General features: G+C 49.2%; 18 protein-coding genes and 1 tRNA gene. 14 read left to right on the top strand and 5 right to left on the bottom strand.

The window, feature by feature from the left end:
* Positions 1–18 precede the first annotated feature (18 nt).
* Both I2G42_RS02085 and I2G42_RS02080 read left to right on the top strand, forming a co-directional pair.
* Positions 19–906, top strand: a complete 888-nt coding sequence (locus I2G42_RS02085; RefSeq protein WP_022463202.1) for an AraC family transcriptional regulator — start codon at positions 19–21, stop codon at positions 904–906.
* Positions 907–1,002: 96 nt separating this feature from the next.
* Complete coding sequence (locus I2G42_RS02080) at positions 1,003–1,302, top strand: YerC/YecD family TrpR-related protein (protein WP_022463203.1); 300 nt, start codon at positions 1,003–1,005, stop codon at positions 1,300–1,302.
* Between the two features lie 58 nt (positions 1,303–1,360).
* Here the strand turns inward: I2G42_RS02080 and I2G42_RS02075 are convergent, their stop codons facing one another.
* A complete protein-coding gene (locus I2G42_RS02075; RefSeq protein ID WP_022463204.1) occupies positions 1,361–1,981 on the bottom strand; it encodes a DUF1836 domain-containing protein in 621 nt (206 codons plus the stop codon).
* Positions 1,982–2,159: 178 nt separating this feature from the next.
* Here I2G42_RS02075 and pcrA point away from each other — a divergent pair, with 178 nt between their 5' ends.
* Positions 2,160–4,388, top strand: coding sequence for a DNA helicase PcrA (gene pcrA, locus I2G42_RS02070; RefSeq protein WP_195530665.1), 2,229 nt, complete (start codon positions 2,160–2,162; stop codon positions 4,386–4,388).
* Positions 4,389–4,455: 67 nt separating this feature from the next.
* Here pcrA and I2G42_RS02065 read toward each other — a convergent pair whose 3' ends face one another.
* On the bottom strand, positions 4,456–5,340 hold the full coding sequence (locus tag I2G42_RS02065) for an N-acetylmuramoyl-L-alanine amidase (protein ID WP_119221927.1): 885 nt from the start codon (positions 5,338–5,340) through the stop codon (positions 4,456–4,458).
* A gap of 190 nt (positions 5,341–5,530) precedes the next feature.
* Between I2G42_RS02065 and I2G42_RS02060 the strand changes: the two genes are divergently transcribed.
* A complete protein-coding gene (locus I2G42_RS02060; RefSeq protein ID WP_022463207.1) occupies positions 5,531–6,187 on the top strand; it encodes an NAD(P)-dependent oxidoreductase in 657 nt (218 codons plus the stop codon).
* Between the two features lie 2 nt (positions 6,188–6,189).
* Complete coding sequence (locus tag I2G42_RS02055; RefSeq protein WP_022463208.1) at positions 6,190–6,711, top strand: phosphatase PAP2 family protein; 522 nt, start codon at positions 6,190–6,192, stop codon at positions 6,709–6,711.
* On the opposite strand, the gene I2G42_RS02050 is transcribed toward I2G42_RS02055, so the two are convergent.
* Complete coding sequence (locus I2G42_RS02050) at positions 6,647–8,209, bottom strand: PucR family transcriptional regulator (protein WP_022463209.1); 1,563 nt, start codon at positions 8,207–8,209, stop codon at positions 6,647–6,649. The two genes, I2G42_RS02055 and I2G42_RS02050, sit on opposite strands and share 65 nt — an antisense overlap.
* Before the next feature lie 335 nt (positions 8,210–8,544).
* Between I2G42_RS02050 and I2G42_RS02045 the strand changes: the two genes are divergently transcribed.
* The 6 genes from I2G42_RS02045 to I2G42_RS02020 all read left to right on the top strand — a co-directional run bounded on the left by I2G42_RS02045 (position 8,545) and on the right by I2G42_RS02020 (position 17,417).
* Positions 8,545–9,492 carry a diacylglycerol/lipid kinase family protein gene (locus tag I2G42_RS02045; RefSeq protein ID WP_022463210.1) on the top strand — a complete coding sequence of 316 codons (948 nt, stop codon included), beginning with the start codon at positions 8,545–8,547 and terminating at the stop codon, positions 9,490–9,492.
* Positions 9,489–10,361 carry a glycerophosphodiester phosphodiesterase family protein gene (locus I2G42_RS02040; protein WP_022463211.1) on the top strand — a complete coding sequence of 291 codons (873 nt, stop codon included), beginning with the start codon at positions 9,489–9,491 and terminating at the stop codon, positions 10,359–10,361. Before I2G42_RS02045 ends, I2G42_RS02040 begins: the two co-directional genes overlap by 4 nt.
* 72 nt (positions 10,362–10,433) lie before the next feature.
* Complete coding sequence (locus tag I2G42_RS02035) at positions 10,434–11,105, top strand: phosphatase PAP2 family protein (protein WP_022463212.1); 672 nt, start codon at positions 10,434–10,436, stop codon at positions 11,103–11,105.
* Positions 11,106–11,531: 426 nt separating this feature from the next.
* Entirely contained in the window at positions 11,532–15,329 is a 3,798-nt protein-coding gene (locus I2G42_RS02030) for a phosphoribosylformylglycinamidine synthase (RefSeq protein ID WP_195530664.1), read from the top strand.
* 278 nt (positions 15,330–15,607) lie between these two features.
* The gene (locus I2G42_RS02025; RefSeq protein WP_158568381.1) at positions 15,608–16,135 is read left to right on the top strand and encodes an RNA polymerase sigma factor; all 528 of its coding nucleotides are present in this window, start codon (positions 15,608–15,610) and stop codon (positions 16,133–16,135) included.
* 223 nt (positions 16,136–16,358) lie between these two features.
* Complete coding sequence (locus tag I2G42_RS02020; protein ID WP_117762149.1) at positions 16,359–17,417, top strand: lactonase family protein; 1,059 nt, start codon at positions 16,359–16,361, stop codon at positions 17,415–17,417.
* Between the two features lie 83 nt (positions 17,418–17,500).
* On the opposite strand, the gene aroC is transcribed toward I2G42_RS02020, so the two are convergent.
* Entirely contained in the window at positions 17,501–18,607 is a 1,107-nt protein-coding gene (gene aroC, locus I2G42_RS02015; RefSeq protein ID WP_117762148.1) for a chorismate synthase, read from the bottom strand.
* A 360-nt stretch (positions 18,608–18,967) separates the two neighbouring features.
* Here aroC and I2G42_RS02010 point away from each other — a divergent pair, with 360 nt between their 5' ends.
* From I2G42_RS02010 to I2G42_RS02000, 3 genes are read left to right on the top strand one after another with little or no spacing between them, the layout of a single operon-like run.
* Complete coding sequence (locus I2G42_RS02010) at positions 18,968–19,831, top strand: rhomboid family protein (RefSeq protein ID WP_055228519.1); 864 nt, start codon at positions 18,968–18,970, stop codon at positions 19,829–19,831.
* A gap of 15 nt (positions 19,832–19,846) precedes the next feature.
* Entirely contained in the window at positions 19,847–21,283 is a 1,437-nt protein-coding gene (gene pyk, locus I2G42_RS02005) for a pyruvate kinase (protein ID WP_022463218.1), read from the top strand.
* 23 nt (positions 21,284–21,306) lie between these two features.
* Positions 21,307–22,584 carry a diaminopimelate decarboxylase gene (locus I2G42_RS02000; protein ID WP_055221426.1) on the top strand — a complete coding sequence of 426 codons (1,278 nt, stop codon included), beginning with the start codon at positions 21,307–21,309 and terminating at the stop codon, positions 22,582–22,584.
* Positions 22,585–22,740: 156 nt separating this feature from the next.
* On the opposite strand, the gene I2G42_RS01995 is transcribed toward I2G42_RS02000, so the two are convergent.
* Positions 22,741–22,823, bottom strand: a tRNA-Leu gene (locus I2G42_RS01995).
* Positions 22,824–23,001: the final 178 nt, after the last annotated feature.

Here is a 23,001-nt window from a genome sequence, read left to right as displayed (position 1 = left end):
AAAGAGGTAAGAAATAAGATGAAGAAAGTGGAACATGGGAAAACATTTGACCGGAATGCAGCAAACCCGCCGGCGTTTGAAATCTTTCACAACACCGTGACAGAAGGCTATCCGGAGCACTGGCATACCGCAATTGAAATTATCATGCCGACCAGAGGCGAATATGAGGTTGTTGTCGGAAAAGACAGCTATAATCTCAAAGAGGGCGACATCATTATGATCAATTCCGGCGTTGTACACGGAATGAGATTCGTATCCCAGGGAGAACGGATTGTCATGCTGGTGGAACCGGGCTGTGTGGAGAATCAGGAAGAAATGGAAACGATTTTCCTGCGGCTTCCGGCCATCTACTTCAAAAAAGAGGATGAGGAAGATCCCTTCTATCTGTTTCTACGCAGCCAGATTCTGGAACTGGTGCGGGAATACGATAATGAGGGCGCAGTGATGACGCACAGAATCTGCACCGGCCTCAAAGAGCTTTTTTCAGAGTTTGGCCGCAAGGGCTTTTCGGATGCCAACGCGCAGAATACGTTCGGGGCAATGAAGCAGCAGGAATATATAGAGGCTGTTTTAAGCGCCTGCCGTTATATCAATGTCCATTACATGGAGAATCTTTCTCTTGAGAAAGTAGCTGCAGTCAGCGGATTTTCCAAGTTCCACTTTACCAGAATTTTCAAGCAGTACATGAACATGACATTCTATGAGTACCTCAATTCTAAACGCGTCAAACGCGCAGAGGAGCTTCTGTACGACAAAAAGATGAGTATCACGGATGTGGCGATGAATTCCGGATTCTCTTCTTTAAGTGCCTTCAACCGTACTTTCAAGACGGTAAAGGCCTGTTCGCCGAGCGATTACCGCAGACAGCGGGAGTCGATGGTACAGGCTTTGCTGATGCAGGGATAAAAGGACTTGTATTTCACACTTTACTGTGCTAAAATGGTAGTATTCCGAGTTATAAGAATGAGATGGGGGCTTAATTTTCGTACAGGAGGGTTTGAAATGAACAAGAAACTTCATTCAGAAGCAGTAGACCAGCTTTTTGAGGCAATTTTGTGTCTGAAGAATAAGGAAGAATGCTATACTTTTTTTGAGGATGTATGCACCATCAACGAACTGCTTTCGCTGTCGCAGCGGTTTGAAGTGGCGAAAATGCTGCGGGAGAAGAGAACGTATCTGGAAATCTCCGAAAAGACGGGAGCATCCACGGCGACGATCAGCCGCGTGAACCGTTCCTTAAGCTATGGAAACGACGGATATGAGATGGTGTTTGAACGGATGGAAAAGAAAGAAAATGTGTAAAATCAAAAAAGACGGTGCGATTCCAACGCAGCCGTCTTTTTTAATTACACGTTTGTTCTTAATTTTTCTTTTTCGGATCAGAAGGCGCCGCGAGGGATGCCAGTTCATCCACCATGTGCTCGAGCATCTGTTTTTTCAGATAGACATCGAAACTCAGCAGACAGATAAACGAAAAGAGCTGGAGAAATTCCCGGTCCTCCTCCGGTGAGCTGCCGAACATGGACTTGGATACATCCGCTTTTTTCAGAAGATCTTCTTTTACGGATGCAATTTCTTCTTTTTCCATCTGGAAAATTTCGTCGTAGATATCTTTGATGGAAAAGCCGCTCTCCGTGCCGAAATACCGATCGGTGATCGGGGCGAGCAGTGTCTGGATATCCGTGATCGAGAGGATGTTTTTAAAGTAGTAAATAAAAACCAGAAGCATCATGTGCTCCGGCGAATATTTCTTTTTGACCGGCGGCGGGAGCAGCTTGTTTTTTGCATAGTTGTTGATCATTGTTTTTGTCAGAACCTTATCGGACTCGAAGCGGCGCGAAGAAGCGAGCTGTGCGTCCATAAAGGTCGTGACCTGGTCCATATATAAAGCAATGTTCGGGATTTCCCCCGGGCGGATGCCTTCGAGAGAATCCAGTGAATTCAGTAAATCATGAAGAATTTTATCTGAGTCTATCGTCATTTGTTATCACCTCACTGTTCCCATTATATAGTTTTTAATACCAGATAGCAAGGACTTTGCGAAAAAAGTTTCCATGATAAAAATGCAACGTATGTTCGTTCTTACTTGTAACCGGGGCGGATTTGTTATATACTGAGATGCATGTGAAAAGATTCGAAGCAGATGAAGGAGAAAGAACATGAATCAGACAGAAACAGGATTAAACCCGATGCAGATGGAAGCTGTGGAGTACACCGAAGGGCCGCTTCTGATCCTTGCAGGTGCCGGTTCGGGAAAGACGAGGGTACTGACGCACCGCATCGCCTCCCTAATCCGGGACAAAGGCGTCAATCCGTGGAATATTATGGCGATCACCTTTACGAACAAGGCCGCCGGAGAAATGCGTGAGCGTGTCGATAAAATCGTGGGATACGGATCGGAGCGGATCTGGGTCAGCACCTTCCATTCCAGCTGCGTGCGGATTCTGCGCCGCCATGCTGAACGTCTGGGATACGCCAACAATTTTGCAATTTACGATACCGATGACCAGAAATCGCTGATCAAGGACATCATGAAACGGCTCCAGATGGATCCGAAACTGTACCGCGACCGTGCGATCATGGCGGCAATTTCGTCCGCAAAGGATGAGATGATTGAGCCGGACCAGTACCGGATTGACGCGGGAATCGACTGGAAGCTGCAGAAGTATGCGGCAGTTTATGCGGAGTATCAGGCAGAGTTAAAGAAAAACAATGCGATGGACTTCGATGATCTGCTGGTACAGACCGTAAAATTATTCCAGCAGTTCCCGGAAGTGCTCGACTATTATCAGGAGCAGTTCCGCTATATCATGGTCGATGAGTATCAGGATACCAACACGGTTCAGTTCCGCTTTGTAAGCCTTCTGGCGGCAAAATACCGCAATCTCTGCGTTGTCGGCGATGATGACCAGTCGATCTACAAATTCCGCGGGGCGAATATTGAAAATATTCTGAGTTTTGAGCATGTATTCCCGGATGCGAAGGTCATTAAACTGGAGCAGAATTACCGTTCTACGCAGAATATTCTGAATGCGGCAAATGAAGTGATTGCGAATAACCAGGGACGAAAAGCAAAACGCCTGTGGACAGAGAACCCGGAGGGTGACCTGATCGATCTGCGGCAGTTCCAGAGCGGTTTTGAGGAGGCGGAGTACGTGGCAGGAGAAATCACGCGCGGCGTCCGCACGGAGGGAAAGAAGTATCGTGATTATGCAATTCTCTACCGTACCAACGCACAGTCCCGTCTTTTTGAGGAGAAACTGCTGATTGCAAATGTTCCATATAAAATCGTGGGCGGTGTCAACTTCTATGCGAGACGCGAGATCAAGGATCTGCTGGCGTATCTGCGTGTGATCGAGAACCCGGAGGATGACCTTGCGGTACTGCGTATCATCAACGTTCCGCGGCGCGGTATCGGAGCGGCGACGATCAACAAAGTGCAGGACTGGGAGGCAGAGCAGGGCATCCGTTTCTACGATGCGCTTCTCGAGGCCGAGTATGTGCCGGGGCTGATGCGGTCTTTAAATAAGATTAAATCCTTCACGTCCTTTTTACAGGTACTCCGCGCGAAAGCAGATTATCTGTCGGTCAAAGAGCTGCTGAATGAAATCATCGAGGAGACCGGCTATGTAGCAGATCTGCAGGCGGAGGGAACCGAAGAAGCGGCAGCCCGCATCGAGAACATCGACGAGCTGATTTCAAAGATTGCGGATTATGAGGAGAGCGCCGAACAGCCATCTCTCGGTGGTTTTCTGCAGGAGGTTGCGCTGGTGTCTGATATCGACTCGGTGGATGAGGAGAGCGATTACGTGCTGTTGATGACACTGCATTCCGCAAAAGGACTGGAGTTCCCGAACGTATTCCTTGCCGGCATGGAGGATGGCATTTTCCCAAGCTACATGACGATCACCGGGGATGATCCGTCGGAGCTGGAGGAGGAGCGCCGTCTCTGCTACGTGGGCATCACGCGTGCGATGCAGCATCTGACATTGACGTGTGCGCGCCAGAGAATGATCCGCGGCGAAGTGCAGTACAACAAGATGTCCCGTTTTGTCAAAGAGATTCCGCGGGAGCTGATTTCCCTGGAGCGGGAGCGCGGGGAGATCGAAGACCGGAAGCCGAAGATGGACATTCCGACGAGAGGCAGCGTCTATGCGGCGATGAAGCAGGCATTCCGCGAGAAGCCGCAGCAGGCGAAAACCTTCAGCGCGCAGAAGGCGACGAAACTCGATTACGAAATCGGGGATACGGTGCGCCATATCAAGTTCGGTGTCGGCATTGTCACGGATATCGTGGACGGCGGAAGAGATTATGAAGTTACCGTCAACTTCGACCAGGCTGGTACGAAGAAAATGTTTGCTTCGTTTGCAAAACTGAAAAAGTTATAAGGAGAACGAGAGCGTGTCGGAAAACAAAATTCCGGCACGCTCTTTTTTCGACTGGTGCGTCAGACGCTCAGGTGGTAATCAGGGTGGAATAGCCGTCGCGGCGCAGGCGGCGTTCCATCAGAATGGCATTTCCGAGCTGGCGGTAAGCGCCGACCTGGACCTTGAAAAAGCCGTCCTCGGCGAGAAGAAAAGCGGGATAGCCCTGGTCGAGAAGGTCGTAAAGCATACGGTCGGCATTCTGGCGGATGCGGAAAAGGCCGGTCTGGACACGGTAGAAGGTTTCCGGTGTGTCGGAAGGATTTTCCTGTTCCGGCGGCGTGGGATGGGGCGAAGCGGAAGCAGTGACGGTATCCGCTGTTGAAACGGACGGACGGGCGGTTTCCGTTTCCGCAGCGCGCCGGTCAGCCTCCGTGACCGTCTCGAGATCCAGCGTTCCAAGCACTGCATCCGCGATGGCGCGGGCGATTTCTTCCTGCTTTTCATCGTAGAGCGTATTGTCCTGCTCATTGTTCAGAAAGCCGGTTTCAATCAGAAGAGCCGGCATTTTCGTCCGCCGCAGAACAACAAGCCCTGGCCGTGCCTTGACACCGAGATTCCGGAATCCCAGCTCCGAGAGCGCGCCGTTAATGTTTTCTGCCATTGTCTGTTTGATGCCGGAGTTGTCATAGACAAGCGTTTCCACGCCGGTATACTGGTTCGGTTCTTCCGAAGAATTCCGGTGAAAAGAAATAAAAAAGTCGGCATCCGCCTGATTGGCCATCTGCGCCTTTTCAAACGGCGTCTGATAAACATCGGTTGTGCGGGTATAAATGACAGAGACACCCTGCCGGGAAAGAAGCTCGCCGACCGCGATGGCGAGGGAAAGATTGTCATCCTTTTCCCTGCGTCCCTCATAGACAGCGCCCGGATCACTTCCCCCGTGTCCGGCATCGATTACGATAGTATAGGGCATAAGATCAAAGCTCCTGAAAATACGGTTCTACTTACGATATGAAGAAAGGACGAAAAAGGTTATACTTTTTTTAGTTTTATTTCATTGTATCGTATACGGGCGGTGTGTTAGAATAGGAGATAACATTAGGAAAGTGTGTCAAAAAATCTGCGGAGGATACAAAAGACACACAGATGAGAGTGAGGATTTCATGAGAATTACAATATTCAGTCTGGGGGGACTGCTTGGGCAGTATGTGACCAACACGGCGCTTCTTCACAGCGCACAGGTGACCGCCTACGTGCCGGATGCAAAAGCGATCTGGCCGAGAAAAAATCTGACCGTGATTGAGGGAAGCCTTCAGAACCGGGAACGCGTGCTGGAGGCACTGCTGGAAGCGGATGCAGTCATCAGCGTGCTGACTCCGATGCGTGTGAAACATGTAAAAGAAGAGGAGACACCGCTGGCTGACGGAAACGCGATGATTCTTTCGGCCATGAAGCAGCTTGGAAAAACGCGGTTTGTGACGGTAGGCCATGTCTGCATTCATGCGTTTGGAGACTGCGAGGACAAATACCAGAGAATGAGTACGAAATTCATGCAGATTTTCTGGCCAGGTGTCTATAAAGATATGCAGAAGATGGGACAGGTTCTGGCACGGAGCGATCTGAACTGGACACTGGTGCGGACGTGTGCGGGAAGAGACGGGAAAGTGAAAAAGGTAGGGCAGAACTGCAGTATTTCGCTGGACGGCAGCCAGTTCCGGCCTGGATACTCGAGAGAGGCCCTGGCGGAATTTCTGTACGAGGCGGCCGCCGATCAGCAGATGTACAGCAGAAAAATGCCCATTTTTTACAGAGAGGGGTAAGAATGGATTTTTCAATTTTATATGTACTGCAGCATCTTCACAATGCAGTGCTCGATCGGGTGATGGTGGGAATTACTTCACTTGGAAATGCGGGATGGATCTGGATTGCGCTGACCGCCGTTTTCTTAATCCTTCCGAAATACCGGAAATGCGGTGTAAGAATGGCGATTGCGCTGATTTTAGATTTGATTTTATGTAATCTGGTGTTAAAGCCGCTGGCAGCGCGCCCGCGTCCGTGCTGGATTGACGAGCAGGTAAAGCTGCTGGTTGCCGCTCCGAAGGACTATTCCTTCCCATCGGGCCATTCGGCAGCTTCGTTTGCGGCGGCAGTCTCTATTTTTGTGATGCACAAAAAAGAAGGAGCTGCCGCACTGATTCTGGCCTGCCTGATTGCATTTTCCAGACTGTATCTGTTTGTGCATTTCCCGACTGATGTCCTAGCGGGAATTGCGGTTGGTTTTATCTGTGCTTTTCTGGCTGCGAAGATCCAGAACGGTTTTCTTCTTCATTCTCGAGGTCGATAAAACGGAACGAAAGCATCAGATACAGAATTTCATCCGGGCTGGAAAGATCAGATTCTAAAATTTCCTTGATCTTTTCCAGGCGGTAGAGCAGGGTACTGCGGTGGATAAAAAGCTCACGAGCCGTCTGGACGACATTGCAGTGGTTGTCCAGATAGCAGCGGAGCGTCCGCATATAGTCACTGCCGGAGCTGTCGTCGTGCTCCTGCAGAAAGAGAAGTCTCTCATGGCACAGCATGTAGCCTGGGAGCTTTTTTGTTGCCTGATCGAGGATGTAGTCAAACGAGATATCGTTGAACGGATGCATCCGCTTGTCCGGGTATTTTCGCGTGCCGAACTGCAGGGCGATTTTTGCCTGGATATACTGGCGGCGCAGATTCATGTGGCCGTTCATGCAGCGCGAAAAGCCGGCATTTAAGGAACTGTCCTCCACAAAGTGCACCATGCGTTCCATCAGATCGGTCATGGAAAAATCGGACAGCGTGAGGTTAAAGAATGCAACGATACCGCCGCCGTGCGGAAACGCGGAGCAGCCGGTCAGAATATTTTCCAGATAGGCGCAGACCGAGTTTGCCGTCAGGTTTTTCTGATCCATATCGGAGAGCTGCAGATAGAGGCAGCAGTAGGTGTGGCGGGAATGCCAGCCGAGCGCATCGAGAGCCTGGCTGACCGCAATATAGTCGGCCATCCGGTCGTCGAGGGCACGGAGCAGCACGGTGTGAAGCGACTGCGCCGGCGAGGTTTTCTGCATCACATTGTGCAGGAAGGCGTGATGGATCATTTCTGCAAGAAATTCAAGAAGAAAGCCTTCGGAATCAGAAAGATCCTTTTTCGTGTCGAGGAGCAGCAGGCGGTAGGCGCTCTGACCATGCTGCGTGATGTTGACGCAGAGGGAACCAAGTCCCGTTACGTGATCCGGAAAGCGGAACCATCCATCGAGATCGCGGACGGACGCGTATTCGCTGCTTTCTGTCAAGGAGAGCAGAAACGGGCGCGTTGCATCAAGGGAGCCAAACACCTTCTCGGGAAAAAAGGAAGGTTCTTCGGACGCTGCGGCGATGATGGAAAAATCCATGCCGACCACCATCAGCGGGTGGGCAAAAACAGGCAGGGAGAGATTTAAAAGATGCTGGATCGATTTTCCGTCGAGCCGTGCCTGCATCAGCTCCTTCTGCCAGCAATCGTACGTCCAGAAAAGCTCCTGCAGGAACGAAAAAACAGCGGATACGCTGCTCTTAACGGCGATCGAAACCGGAGCCGGAAGTTCCTCCGGCAGTTCTTCGGTACAGAGAAGAAAAAGGGAGCTGCTTTCTTCAGGGAGGGAGGAAAGAAAGCCGATCTGTTCTTCTATGCAGAGAAAGACCCGGTGCGCAGTGGCTGCGGAGCCTGTCTGATAAAGAACAGGCAGCTCCAGTGTGCCGGAAAGCGGCAGGTTTTCCGGTGCAAGAACCGAAAAAGCGCTGCTTAGTTTATAAGCGAGAAATGCGGGGGAGAGCTTCATCGTATCATCCTCCCTGCGCGTGTCATATCGTAAAAATTCATAAAAACCTCCTCAGAAATGAGTGACGTTCTGCGGACGAAACCGCGGTACTTTTTATTTTAGCAGAACAAAAAGGTCTGTCAAGAAAGAAAAGACAGGGGTGCGGGAATTTTTACGGCGGCAACAAGTTAAGATTTTGTGAAGATAGTTGTGGTTTGCGGGGAAAACTGCTACAATATGGCTGATTTGGTTACTGTTCACTCAGCAGTGAAACACTTGCTGTTTCGCTGCGTAAGAACATGATTCAGGTGATTTGAAGTGGTTTTTTACAGAAGAAAAAAGAAGGTATGACTTTAATGTATCATATTATAGTAAATAAAAAATCGCAGTCGGGGCGCGGCGAGAAGCTGTGGCCGGTAATTGAGGGCGAGCTTGAGCGGCGCAGGACGGAATTTCGTGTATATCCGACAAAGTATCGCGGAAGCGCACGGGAGACGGCAGCACGGCTGACCGCGAAAGGGGTATGGAATCCCGACGATGTCCTTCTGGCGATCGGCGGAGACGGTACGGCGAATGAGGCGGTCGATGGAATCACCAGCCTGTCGGATGTAAAATTCGGTTATATTCCAACGGGAAGCGGCAACGATTTTGCGCGCGGTGCCGGAATTCCCTCCGATCCGCTGCAGGCGCTGGAAGCTGTGCTGAAAGGGGAGGAAAAGGAGATCAACATTGGAACGGCGCTTCTTGGCAGCCAAAAGCGGAGATTTCTCGTCAGCACCGGCATCGGTTTTGATGCAGGCATCTGCCACGAGGCGCTGGCATCAAAAATCAAGAATACGCTGAACCGGCTGCATCTGGGAAAACTTACGTATGTGATGATTGCACTGCGGCAGCTCTTTTATCTCGAACCGTTCATACTGGATGCAGCGCTGGAAAACGGAGAACACCGTTCGTTTGAAAATGTTCTTTTTGCAGTGGCAATGAATTTTCCGTACGAGGGCGGCGGCTTCTGCTTCTGCCCGGAGGCGGACGGAACAGATGATCTGCTCGACGTGATGGTGGTTTCCAATCTTGCCAAATGGAAAGTCAGCTATCTTCTGCCGATGGCGCTGTTTGGACGCCACACGGGATTTCCTGAGGTACATATGGAGCGGTGCAGCAGCCTTTCCTTTCAGACAGACCGCGCGGAACCGGTCCACCTGGACGGAGAATCGGGCGGACACCGCACGGAGGAAAGGATCGGACTGGAAACGGAGCGTCTCCGCCTTTTGGGCGACTGGGTGAAAGAAGGGATGGAAAGATGATGTTCTGGATCATATTTTTTGCAGTGCTTGCCGTCCTGGCAGCAGGTTATTTCTTTTCCATTCTGCCGGCTACATCGAGACGGCAGGAATGTCTGAAATTTGCGGAATGGAATTATGCGCACCGCGGTCTGTGGAACGCGGCGGAGGGAGTTCCGGAGAATTCTCTTCCGGCTTTTGCCCGCGCGGCGGAGCAGGGATATGCCATCGAGCTGGATATTCAGATCACAAAGGATGGCCGGATTGTGGTGTTCCACGACGACACGATGAAGCGGATGTGTGGAAACGAGGGAAAAATCAGCGATTATACGTATGAGGAACTCCAGCAGTTCCATCTGGGCGACAGCACGGAAAAGATTCCGCTGCTTCGTGAGGTACTGCAGACGGTAGACGGCCGCGTGCCGCTTTTAATCGAAATCAAGATGCCGGGACTTTCCACGGCGGTCTGTGCGGGATTTCAGAAGGAGATGGAGGGGTACACCGGTATGTTCTGCATGGAATCCTTCAACAGCCTGGCCCTCCGCTGGTGCCGCCGCCACATGCCGCAGACGCTGCGCGGCCAGCTTTCCGGCCGTTTTTCAAAGGATGATAAGGTGCATCTGATCCTGCGGATAATGGCGCGTCATCTGATGCTGAATTTTATCGGGAAACCGGATTTTATCGCCTACGACCACCGCTACGCCGACTGCCCGGGCTTCCTGATCGACCGTATGCTGTTTCGGACACCGGCATTTGCATGGACGGTAAAAGATGAGCATGTATATAACCGGACACGGAAAAAATTCGACGCGGCGATCTTTGAACATTTCCATCCCAAGGACGGTTTTCAGAAACCGATGAATTGTTTCTTAAAAAATAATAAAGCTTATTGACTTCGGTTTTCGGTGTGCTATAATTTCAGCAGGTTGAAGAGAAAAACCTCGTCAGAAAAGTGGAGGGAAACTATGAAGACAATAAAAAAATATAAGCATTTTCTTCCGGTAGTGGTTTATGGCATTTTCTATCTGAAATGTTTTCAATATCTGGAAACGCACATTACGAAAGGATATCATCTGATTCATACTCCGTTTGATGATATGATTCCGTTCTGTGAGTTTTTTGTGATTCCTTATTTTATGTGGTTTGGATTTATTGCATGGTCTGTCCTTTATTTCGGCCTCTGCAACAAGAACCGCAGAGAATATTATCAGCTGATTATCAACCTGGGAATCGGAATGACGGCGTTCCTCGTGATCTCCTATCTGTACCCGAACGGCCAGAACCTGCGCCCGACGGTATTCCCACGGGAGAACATTTTCACGGATCTGGTCAGAGGCCTTTATCTGACAGACACACCGACCAACGTATTCCCAAGTATTCACGTATATAATTCCGTAGCCGTAGCTGTTGCCGTAGAACACAGCGAGCAGCTCAAAAACCGCCCGGTATTCCGAAACGTCTGCCTGGGCCTGACGGTGCTGATTGTGTTTTCGACCATGTTTTTAAAACAGCACTCCGTATCGGATGTGTGCTGTGCGCTTGTTATGAATGCGGGAACCTGTATGCTGCTGTACCGGCCGGCAAAGGCGGGGAATGCACTGCGGACACGTGAGAAAAAAGCGAAATATAGAATGTAAAAACGGAAACGGACGGTCCGCGCACTTTCTGGTGCTGGGGGATGCATTTGCAGGGGGATTTAGAAATACTTAGAGCCTTGAAATTTGCGTTGTTATAAAAAAGTCAACTGTCTGAGCGCAGCGAGTTTTGACTTTTTTATAACATTTTTAGCAAATTCCAAGGCTCTAAGTATTTCTTATCCCCCGAAACAGCATCCCCCAGCACCAGAAAGTGCGCGGGCCTGACGGTTTAGGACGGGAGAGAATGGGTGATGAGTGGGATGGTAGTGCAGGAAAAATGGAATGCGTCCGTCTATTAAGAAACAAAACTTATAAAACATATAAGATATATTAATTTCATTTATAAAGATAAATATGCTATTCTGTAAGTAACGAAAGATTGTCCCGTTTTTGGGGGACTATGATTCAGACAAATGGAGGATAAAAATGAGTACAGTCAGACGCGTTTATGTGGAGAAAAAGCCGGAATTTGCGATTAAGGCGAAAGATCTGAAGCATGAAATCAAGCACTATCTGAACATCCAGACCGTAACCAACGTACGGGAGCTGATCCGGTACGATGTAGAAAATATCAGTGATGAGACATATGAGAAAGCATGTAAAGTAGTCTTTGCAGAGCCGCCGGTTGATATCTGCTATCAGGAAGATTTTCCGCGTGCAGAAGGTGCGAGAGTATTTTCCGTAGAATTCCTTCCGGGACAGTTTGATCAGAGAGCCGATTCTGCCGTACAGTGCGTGCAGTTCTTAAAAGAAGATGAGCAGCCGATCATCCGCTCCGCCGTTACGTATGTTATCGAAGGAGAGATGACTGATGAGCAGTTTGACGCAGTCAAAGCACACTGCATCAATCCGGTAGACTCCAGAGAGACAGGACTTGAAAAACCGGAAACCCTCGTGACAAAATTTGAAGAGCCGGCAGACGTCAAAATCTTCGACGGATTCATCGACATGCTGGAGGCAGAATTAAAAGCCCTGTATGATTCCCTCGGCCTTGCCATGACCTTCAAAGACTTCCTGCATATCCAGAACTACTTCCGCGGCGAAGAAAAACGAAATCCATCCATGACCGAGATCCGCGTACTCGATACCTACTGGTCCGATCACTGCCGCCATACCACCTTCTCCACCGAGCTTACCAACGTGACCTTCGGCGAAGGCGACTACTACGAGCCGATGAAAAAAAGCTACGACCGCTACTTAAGCGACCGTGAGGTACTCTACAAAGGCCGTGACGACAAATTCATCTGCCTTATGGACCTTGCCCTTCTGGCAATGAAAAAACTGAAATCCGAAGGAAAACTCGCAGATCAGGAAGAGTCTGATGAAATCAACGCATGCTCCATCGTCGTACCGGTAGATGTAGACGGAAAAGACGAAGAGTGGCTGATCAACTTCAAAAACGAGACCCACAACCACCCGACCGAGATCGAGCCGTTCGGTGGTGCAGCAACCTGCCTTGGCGGTGCAATCCGTGACCCGCTTTCTGGCAGAACCTATGTATATCAGGCAATGCGTGTGACCGGAGCCGCAGATCCGACCCGTCCGCAGAGCGAGACACTCGAAGGAAAACTTCCGCAGAAAAAACTCGTAAGAGAAGCAGCACACGGCTACAGCTCCTATGGAAACCAGATCGGTCTTGCAACCGGCTATGTCAAAGAAGTTTACCATCCGGACTACGTGGCAAAACGTATGGAGATCGGAGCTGTCCTTGGAGCAGCACCGCGCCGTGCCGTTGTCCGTGAAAATTCCGATCCGGGTGATATCATCATCCTGCTCGGCGGCCGTACTGGAAGAGACGGCTGCGGCGGTGCAACCGGTTCCTCCAAAGTACATACGACAGAATCCATCGAGACCTGCGGTGCAGAGGTACAGAAAGGAAACGCACCGACTGAGCGTAAACTGCAGAGACTGTTCCGCCGCGAGGAAGTCAGCCTTCTGATTAAAAAATGCAACGACTTCGGTGCAGGCGGAGTTTCCGTTGCCATCGGCGAGCTGGCACCGGGACTTAAGATCAATCTGGACAAAGTACCGAAAAAATATGCCGGCCTCGACGGAACCGAGATCGCTATCTCCGAGTCCCAGGAGCGTATGGCCGTTGTCATCGACCCGAAAGACCGTGAGCAGTTCCTGAAATATGCCGCAGAAGAGAACCTGGAGGCAACCGAAGTTGCAGTCGTAACCGAGGACCCGCGTCTGGTACTCTCCTGGAGAGGAAAAGAGATCGTCAATATTTCCCGTGCATTCCTGGATACCAACGGAGCACATCAGGAGAATGATGTCTTCGTAGAGATTCCAAAAGCAGAGGACACCCCGTTAAAAAGAAGCGGTGACATTGCCGACGTGAAAGAAAAATGGCTGTCCACCCTGTCAGACCTCAACGCATGCTCCCAGAAAGGTCTTGTCGAGATGTTTGACTCCTCCATCGGAGCAGCCAGCGTGCTGATGCCGTACGGTGGAAAATATCAGCTGACTGAAACTCAGGCCATGGTTGCAAAAGTGCCGGTTCCGGATGGAAAAACCAACACCGTTACCATGATGAGCTACGGCTTTGATCCATACGTATCGAGCTGGAGCCCGTATCACGGAGCAGTCTATGCCGTAACCGAGTCCCTGTCCCGCATCGTGGCAGTCGGCGGCGATTACAGCAAAGTCCGCTTCACCTTCCAGGAATATTTCCGCAGAATGACTGAGGATCCGCACCGCTGGAGCCAGCCGTTCGCAGCACTTCTTGGTGCATACGACGCACAGATGGGCTACGGCCTGCCGTCTATCGGAGGAAAAGACAGTATGTCCGGTACCTTCAACCATATCGATGTACCGCCGACACTCGTATCCTTCGCGGTTGACGTTGCAAAATTAAAAGATGTAGTATCTCCGGAGCTGAAAAACACAGGAGACAAACTCGTGTGGATCCACCTTCCAGTCGACGCACATCTGCTTCCAGAGTACGAAGGCGTCATGGAAACCTACAGAAAACTGCATGAGGATATGCAGAACGGCCGTGTGAAAGCCGCTTATGTTGTAGACCGTCAGGGTATCGCAGCAGCCGTATCCAAGATGGCATTCGGTAATGCTCTCGGCGTAACCATCGAGCACAATGTAGACGAGAGAGATCTCTTTACTCCATATATTGCAGATCTGATCTGCGAAGTTCCGGCTGAAAAAGTCGGAGAGCTGGCAAGCACCTACACCGTCATCGGTGAAGTGACAGACAAACCGGTTCTTTCCTATAAAGACACCGAAATCACCATCCGCGAGGCCGTTTCCGCATGGAACAAACCGCTGGAAAAAGTATTCAAGACCGTATCCGGTGCAGAGCTTCCGGAGGTAGATGCCCTGAATGTGGCAGCAGCAGACGAAAACGGAATTGTTGCAGACAGCTGCTATCAGGCAAAGAGCATCCACGTATGCTCCCACAAGCTGGCACAGCCGACCGTATTCATTCCGGTCTTCCCGGGAACGAACTGTGAGTATGACAGCACCAGAGCTTTCGAGCGTGCCGGTGCAAAAGTTATCACTCAGGTATTCAGCAACCTTTCCGCAGAAGACATCCGCGGTTCTGTCGATGCCTTTGAAAAAGCCATCAACCAGGCGCAGATCATCATGTTCCCTGGCGGATTCTCCGCAGGTGATGAGCCGGATGGATCAGCAAAATTCTTTGCAACCGCATTCCAGAATGCGAAGATCAAAGAAGCTGTTACCAAACTGCTGAATGAGAGAGACGGACTTGCCCTTGGTATCTGCAACGGATTCCAGGCACTGATCAAACTGGGACTCGTTCCGTACGGTGAGATTCTCGGACAGACGGAGGATTCCCCGACTCTGACCTTCAACACCATCGGACGCCATATTTCCAAGATGGTTTACACGAAGGTTGTGACCAACAAATCCCCATGGCTGGCAGGCACCGAGCTTGGCGGTGTTTACACCAACCCGGCATCCCACGGAGAGGGACGTTTCGTAGCATCGAAAGAGTGGATCGACAAGCTGATGGCAAACGGCCAGATTGCAACCCGCTACTGCGATGTCAACGGAAACCTGACCAACGACGAGTACTGGAATGTCAACGGTTCCTACTGCGGAATCGAGGGTATCACCAGCCCGGACGGCCGTGTCTTTGGTAAGATGGCACACGCAGAGCGCCGCGACAACGGCGTAGCAGTCAACATCTACGGAGAGCAGGATCTGAAGATCTTTGAGTCCGGTGTTGCTTACTTTAAATAAAATAAAACCAAAATAGAAGATTCCCGTAGAGAGGAAGAAAGCTCCTTTCTGCGGGAATTTTTTGTCAGAAACAGTAATTTCTGATTTCGAAAGAAAAAATTTGATTATGCGCCGCGGTGCAGTTATAACGCAATATTTTGCTTTATTAACAAAAGTAATAAGGTCAAATAGTAGAAATATTCTGAAAAAACGAAAGATTTCGATAGTCTCAACACATTACATATATGACGGGCCCGGAAGAGAAGGACAGCGAAATAACAGGAGGGAGAAAGAAGTGTATGAGACAAGAGGAGGAACGATTTTTTCAGATCATATTCGAGAAAAACAGTCATGTGCTGTTCCGTTATATCTGCGGTCAGTTGAACAATGACCGGGAGACGGCGAAGGATGTGCTGAACGATGTATGGGAGGTATTGGTGGTAAAATTTGAAACCGTTGCCGATCTCGAAGGAGAAGAGATGACGAAATGGCTGTTCTGTGTGGCAAAAAACAAGATCAAGAATCAGCGCAGAAAACATTATTATCAGAATGAAGTTTCCTATACACAGTATCAGAAAGAGAACAGAAATGAAGGGGAGGCGGCCGCGACAGCCGAGATTGAGGAACGAATGGTGATGCAGAACTGCATCCAGAACCTGAATCCGATGGATCAGCGCATTTTCTGGGGGAGAGCATATGGATTCAGCTACAAAGAGCTCAGCGGATTCTGCAAGAAAAGCGAGCAGGCGCTGCAGTGCCAGTACAGCCGCGCAATCAAGAAACTGCAGGGAATGATGAGTCAGGAAATCAGTCTGACGAGAGCGTAGAAAATGGAAATGGTATGCAGCGGAAACCTCAACTCTTACAATCTAAAAACAATAGAAATATCTAAAAAATTCTCTGCAGGAGAATATCCTGTGTCTAAAAATAAAGTGTTACCGTTTACATATCAAAAATCCGTTTTCCTCGTTGTCGTGGCGCGGAAATTGTGTTAAAATATTTTTAGAAAATTCACACGATGTGCGAGAAGGCAGAAAGGATGAAAACAACATGAAGGATGAGTACGTAGCCTATGTAGGCACTTATACCCATGGAAGCAGCATTGGTATTCATTTATATGATGTAAATGTAGAAGAAGGCACTCTGACAGAGCGAAAAGTCATACCGGTCAACAACTCTTCCCACATTGCCCGTTCCTTAAACGGCAAATACCTGTATTCGATTGCAGATGAAGGCGTTGCAGTGTTTGCAGTGGAGGATGACGGAGACCTGACCCCGATCAACAAAGTAGACATCGACGGCATGCGCGGCTGCTATCTGTCGGTGGACAAAACCGGAAGATACCTGTTCGTGGCAGGCTATCATGACGGAAAAGTAACCGTTGTACATACCCATAAGGACGGCCGCCTCGGAAGTCTGATGGACGGCGTGTTCCACAAGGGCCTTGGCAGTGTGGCAGAGCGTAACTTCCGCCCGCATGTCAGCTGTGTCGTTCCTACACCGGACAACAAATATGTCTGCGCAGTCGACAACGGCATTGACCAGATCAAAATGTACAAGCTGAACACACAGCGTGACCGCCTGAAACTGGTGGATATCCTGCGCTGTGAGCGTGAATCCGGTCCGAGAGAGATCGTTTTCAGTGAATCCGGAAAATACGCGTATGTCATTTACGAGCTGATGAACAAAGTCGATGTATTCAGCTACCGTGATACGGGAAACGGACCGGAATTTGAAAAACTGCAGTCGATCAGCACCACATCCGCGAACGTGGACCAGGCGCACGACGCTGCATCCGGCATGTGCCTTTCCCCGGATCACCACTACCTGTTTACTTCTACAGCCGGAGACAATACCGTAGCAATGTTCCATATCGACCCGGAGACCGGCTGCATGGAGAAGAAGTTTGCACTTCCGATCAGCGGCGAATATCCAAAGGATATTGCAATGTTCCCGGACGGAAAACATATCGCAGTGGCAAACCATGAGTCCAACACGATCACAACATTTACCGTTGATTATGAGAAAAACGTGCTGGTTCAGAAAGGCCGCCCGATGAAAGTGGAGACGCCGAACTGTATTCTGATTACGAAAAAAGGCGTTCACTAAAAAATAACGCAAAAATGCCTGCAGGAAGAACTGTATCCCGCAGGCATTTTTTGTGTTGAAGCCAGAAAGAAGCAGTCCGGCCTTTATTTCTCGTCCAGAGCCCAGACTTTCTTTACATTGTCCAGTTTGGCGCTCATGCCGACGAGCAGTGCGTCCGCCAGGACAAGAGCGGTCATGCATTCCACGACAACAACGGCGCGTGCAACGATGATCGGGTCGTGGCGGCCTTTGATTTCGATGGCAATATTTTCGCCGTCTTTGTTGATGGTCTGCTGGGAAGCAGCAACGGACGGGGTCGGTTTGAAACCAGCCCGGACAACGATATCGCTTCCGTCGCTGATACCGCCTAAAATACCGCCGGCGTGGTTGGTCAGCTTGACAATGGAGCCGTCCGCATTTACATGGAAGGCATCGTTATTGGTAAGCCCGGTAGCTGTGCAGACCGAGAAACCGTCTCCGATTTCCACGCCTTTTACGGCGCCGATGGAGACGAGTGCTTTTGCAAGGTTGGCATCGAGCTTTTCAAACACCGGATCGCCGACACCGGCCGGCATATGGTGAACGACACATTCGACCACACCGCCGACGGAATTTTTTTCCGCCATGGCTTTTGTTAAAAGCTCGGAAGCCTTTTCGGCAGCCTCTGCATCCGGCATATTCAGGGCGTTATTCGCGATTTCAGCGGTATCAAAAGACTGGATTTCCACGTCACCGATGGAGCGGGTGTAGGCGGAAACGGTGATGCCAAGCTCAGAGAGCATTTTTAAGGCAATGGCACCTGCAGCCACGCGTGCGATCGTCTCGCGTCCTGAGGAGCGTCCGCCGCCGCGGTAGTCGCGGAAACCGTATTTTGCATCAAACGTATAGTCGGCGTGGCCCGGTCTGTAATAGGAAGCAATGTCGCTGTAATCTTTGGAATGCTGATCCTCATTCCATACCACCATGGAAATCGGGGTACCGGTCGTTTTTCCTTCGAAAGTGCCGGATAAAATCTGAACGGTATCGGATTCTTTCCGTTTTGTGGTAAAGCGGTTCTGTCCCGGCTTCCTGCGGTCGAGGTAAAACTGAATATCCTCCTCGGAAAGCGAAAGGCCGGCCGGCACTCCGTCCACAACAACGCCCACGCCTTTTCCATGAGACTCTCCCCAGGTGGTCAGTCTGAAGATGGTACCAAATGATGATCCTGCCATATATAAAGTCCTCCTGAATTTTTTCGTATATTTATAAAATAACTGGAAAAGATTTGATACCGTTCACTGGTACCCAGTAAACGGTATCATTCGCAGCCCTCATTTAAAGTTTTGCTTCGCAAAAGGAGGGCTGTTCACACCTGAATCACTTTCTTACGCAGCGAAACAGTAAATGTTTCACTGCTGAGTGAAAATTAACAAGTATTTCCAGTAAATTATACCGGAAAGTAAAACATTCGTAAAGCTCTTTTTCAGAGACGAAATTCACCGTTATACCGTTTGACAAACGAAAAGGCAGCACGTATAATGAGAATGTATTTTCGGGCAGTGAAATAAAACAAACAAAAAGGAAGAGTGTGCATGAATTTTTTAGACAAAATGGAGCGAAAATATGGGAGATACGCGTTAAGCCATCTGACGATGTACATTATCGTAACGTACATTGCGGGATATATCATTGCGCTTGCGGCCCCCATTATGAGACAGTATCTGACACTGGAACCATATTATATTCTGCACGGACAGATCTGGCGTCTGGTGAGCTGGATTCTGATTCCGCCGAGCAGCCTTGATATCTTTACGATCATCATGCTGTTTTTCTATTACTCAATCGGAACAAGCCTTGAGAGAGCCTGGGGAGATTTCAAGTATAATGTTTACATCTTTTCCGGCATTCTGATGACCATTATCGGTTCCTTCCTGCTGTATGGAATCTTATATGCAGTCAACGGATATCCGTCGCTGATGGGAACGGCATTCAGCACTTACTACATCAGCCTCTCGATTTTCCTTGGCTTTGCGATCAGCTTCCCGGATATGCAGGTACTGCTGTATTTCATTATTCCGATCAAAATCAAATGGCTGGCATACCTTGACGTAGCGCTTCTCGCCTACAGCATGATTACCAGCATCATGAGCGGAAACTGGGCAGGATGTGTTGTTATTCTTTGTTCCCTTGCAAACGTCCTTGTGTTCTTCCTGATGACAAGAAAAGGAAAACGCGGCTCTTTCCAGCAGAACAGACGCCGGAAGGAATTTAAAAAGGCCGTTTCAAGAGGCGAAGCCGAATACCGCAATCCGAACGGGATCACAAAACACAAATGTGCGATCTGTGGCCGGACCGAAAAAGATGATCCGAATCTGGAGTTCCGTTTCTGTTCCCGATGCAACGGAAACTATGAATACTGCCAGGATCACCTGTTTACGCATGAACATGTAAAATAAAGAAGGAGAGAAAGTATGAGAAGAACGAAAATTGTCTGCACCATGGGACCAAATACCAACTCCCGTGACCTGATGAAAAAACTGATTGAAACCGGAATGGATGTTGCTCGTTTTAATTTTTCTCATGGAGACCACGATGAGCAGAAAATGCGTATGGATATGCTGAAAGAGCTTCGAAAAGAGCTGAAAACTCCTGTGGCAATCCTTCTGGACACCAAAGGACCGGAAATTCGTACCGGCGTTTTAAAAGATGGAAAAAAAGTGAATCTGGTAACCGGACAGACTTTTACCCTGACAACCGTTCAGGAGACCGGAGATGAAAATCACTGTTCTGTCAGCTACACCGGCCTTACGGAAGATATCAAAGAGGGAGATACGATTTTGATCGATGATGGTCTGATCGGTCTGCGCGTAGAAAAAGTAAATGCACCGGAAATTGTCTGTACCGTAGTAAACGGCGGCGAGCTCGGAGAAAAAAAGGGCGTGAATGTACCAAACGTTTCGATCAATCTTCCGAACCTCACGGAGAAAGACAAAGGAGATCTTCTTTTTGGTATTGAACAGGATATTGATTTTGTTGCAGCTTCCTTTATCCGGAATGCAGAGGCAATTAACGAAATCCGTGAGTTCCTTGTGGCAAACGGAGGAGAGCATATTGATATCATTGCCAAGATCGAAAATGCGGAGGGTGTGCAGAACATCGACAGCATCATCGATGCGGCAGATGGTGTGATGGTTGCAAGGGGAGATCTTGGTGTAGAGATTCCGGCGTGCCAAGTACCGCATGTACAGAAAATCATCATTGAAAAATGCAATCATAAATACAAACCGGTTATCACAGCAACCCAGATGCTGGATTCCATGATCCGGAACCCGCGTCCGACCCGTGCAGAGGTAGCCGATGTTGCGAATGCAATTTATGATGGAACGGATGCGATCATGCTCTCCGGCGAAACAGCAGCCGGAAAATATCCGATCGAGGCAGTTACCATGATGGGAGAGATTGCCGAGCAGACGGAGCGTTATCTGAAATTCGAAGACTACCGCGATGGAAAAGCGCTGGAAGGAAAGCTAAATGTTTCCGCAGCAGTCGGAAGTGCAGCCGTTTCTATGGTAGAACACATCAAAGCAGCCTGCATTGTGACTCCGACGATGTCCGGTCAGACTGCAAGACTGATTTCCAACCTTCGTCCGAGCGTACCGATTTACGGCGTTACCCCATATGAATGGGCAAGAAGAAAAATGCAGCTCTACTGGGGCGTTCGTCCGGTGACCGGATACGAGGAAGATTCTACGGAGAACATCATTTCCCATGCTATGTATATGGTGCGCCGTGAGGAGCTTGTAGAACGTGGCGATATGGTTATTTTTACGGCCGGAGACCCTGCTACTAACGAGGTGACGGGTGAAGGATATATGACAAACATGCTTCACATTATTCAGGCAAAATAAGCAGAAGAAGGAGACAAAAGAGAATGACGAAGAAGCCTTTTGTAACAAAAGAAAAACTGGAAGAAATCGCAGCAGCAGTACCAACTCCGTTTCACATTTACGATGAAAAAGGAATTCGTGAGAATGCGAAAGCGGTAAAGGAAGCTTTTTCCTGGAATCCGGGATTTCGTGAGTATTTTGCTGTAAAAGCGAACCCAAACCCGACACTGATCAAAATGCTGGGTGAATATGACTGCGGATGCGACTGCTCTTCTTACACGGAGCTGATGCTTTCCGATGCGATGGGATTTGAGAAAGATAAAATCATGTTTTCATCCAACGTAACACCGGCTGCAGAGTATCAACTGGCTGCAGAGCTTGGTGCGATCATTAACCTTGATGATATTACGCATATTGATTTTCTTGAGAAAACATTAGGCTACATTCCGAAGAAAATCTGTTGCCGTTATAACCCGGGCGGACTGTTTAAAATCAGCACCGATATTATGGACAATCCGGGAGATGCCAAATACGGTATGACAACCGAGCAGATTTTTGAGGCATTCCGCATTCTGAAGGCAAAAGGGGCAGAAGAGTTCGGCATCCATTCCTTCCTTGCAAGTAATACCGTAACCAATGATTACTACCCAGTTCTGGCAAAAACACTGTTTGAGCTGGCTGTAAAGCTGCAGAAAGAGACGGGCGTGAAGATTAAATTCATCAATCTTTCCGGCGGCGTCGGAATTCCGTACAAACCGGATCAGGAAGGCAATGACATCCGCGTGATTGGCGAGGGTGTACATAAAGTGTACGATGAAGTTCTCGTTCCGGCCGGCATGGGCGATGTTGCAATTTACACGGAAATGGGCCGTTTCATGATGGGACCGTACGGCGGACTCGTTACCCGCGCCATCCATCAGAAACACATCTACAAAGAGTACATCGGCTGTGATGCCTGCGCGGTCAACCTGATGAGACCGGCTATGTACGGCGCTTACCATCACATCACGGTGATGGGAAAAGAAGATCAGCCGTGCGACCACAAATATGACGTAACAGGCTCTCTGTGCGAGAACAACGATAAATTCGCGATCGACCGCATGCTTCCGGAAGTGGAAGTCGGAGACCTCCTCTTCATCCACGACACCGGCGCACATGGATTTTCCATGGGATACAACTACAACGGAAAATTAAAATCTGCAGAGGTTCTGTTAAAAGAGGACGGCAGCTTTGAAGTCATCCGCCGCGCAGAAACCCCGAAGGACTACTTCGCTACACTGGATGGAACACCGGAGTATGAGAAGATGTTTGGAAATAAATAAGAAATAACAACAGTAAAACCCCTTTCAAAAAGAACCATGCGGCAGATGGCCGGTTCTTCGAAAGGGGTTTTCTTTCTTTCAAAAGCTGTTTTTTTGAAGGGAAGACAATAAAAAAGATCTGCATCAACGTTCGTTTTTGCAGATCTTTTTTAGCTATGCCGCTGGCCGGACTCGAACCGGCACGGTTATTCACCGCTTGATTTTGAGTCAAGTGCGTCTACCAATTCCGCCACAGCGGCAGTGTTCGTAATCAGAACAAGATATATTTTACCATAAAAACAAGAAGGACGCAAGAGAAAAAAATGGAATAATTATCATAAAAACTTTCTAAAAAAGATTGACGAAAGGAAAAAATAGAAGTATAGTGTAGATAGTTTAGTACCATACTAAATTTTACATCATAAGTTCAAATAACGA

The organism is Fusicatenibacter saccharivorans (genome assembly GCF_015557635.1).
In the GTDB taxonomy this organism is placed as follows: domain Bacteria; phylum Bacillota; class Clostridia; order Lachnospirales; family Lachnospiraceae; genus Fusicatenibacter; species Fusicatenibacter saccharivorans.
Note: the sequence above shows the minus strand (reverse complement) of the source record. Positions and strands in the feature narration are given on the sequence as shown.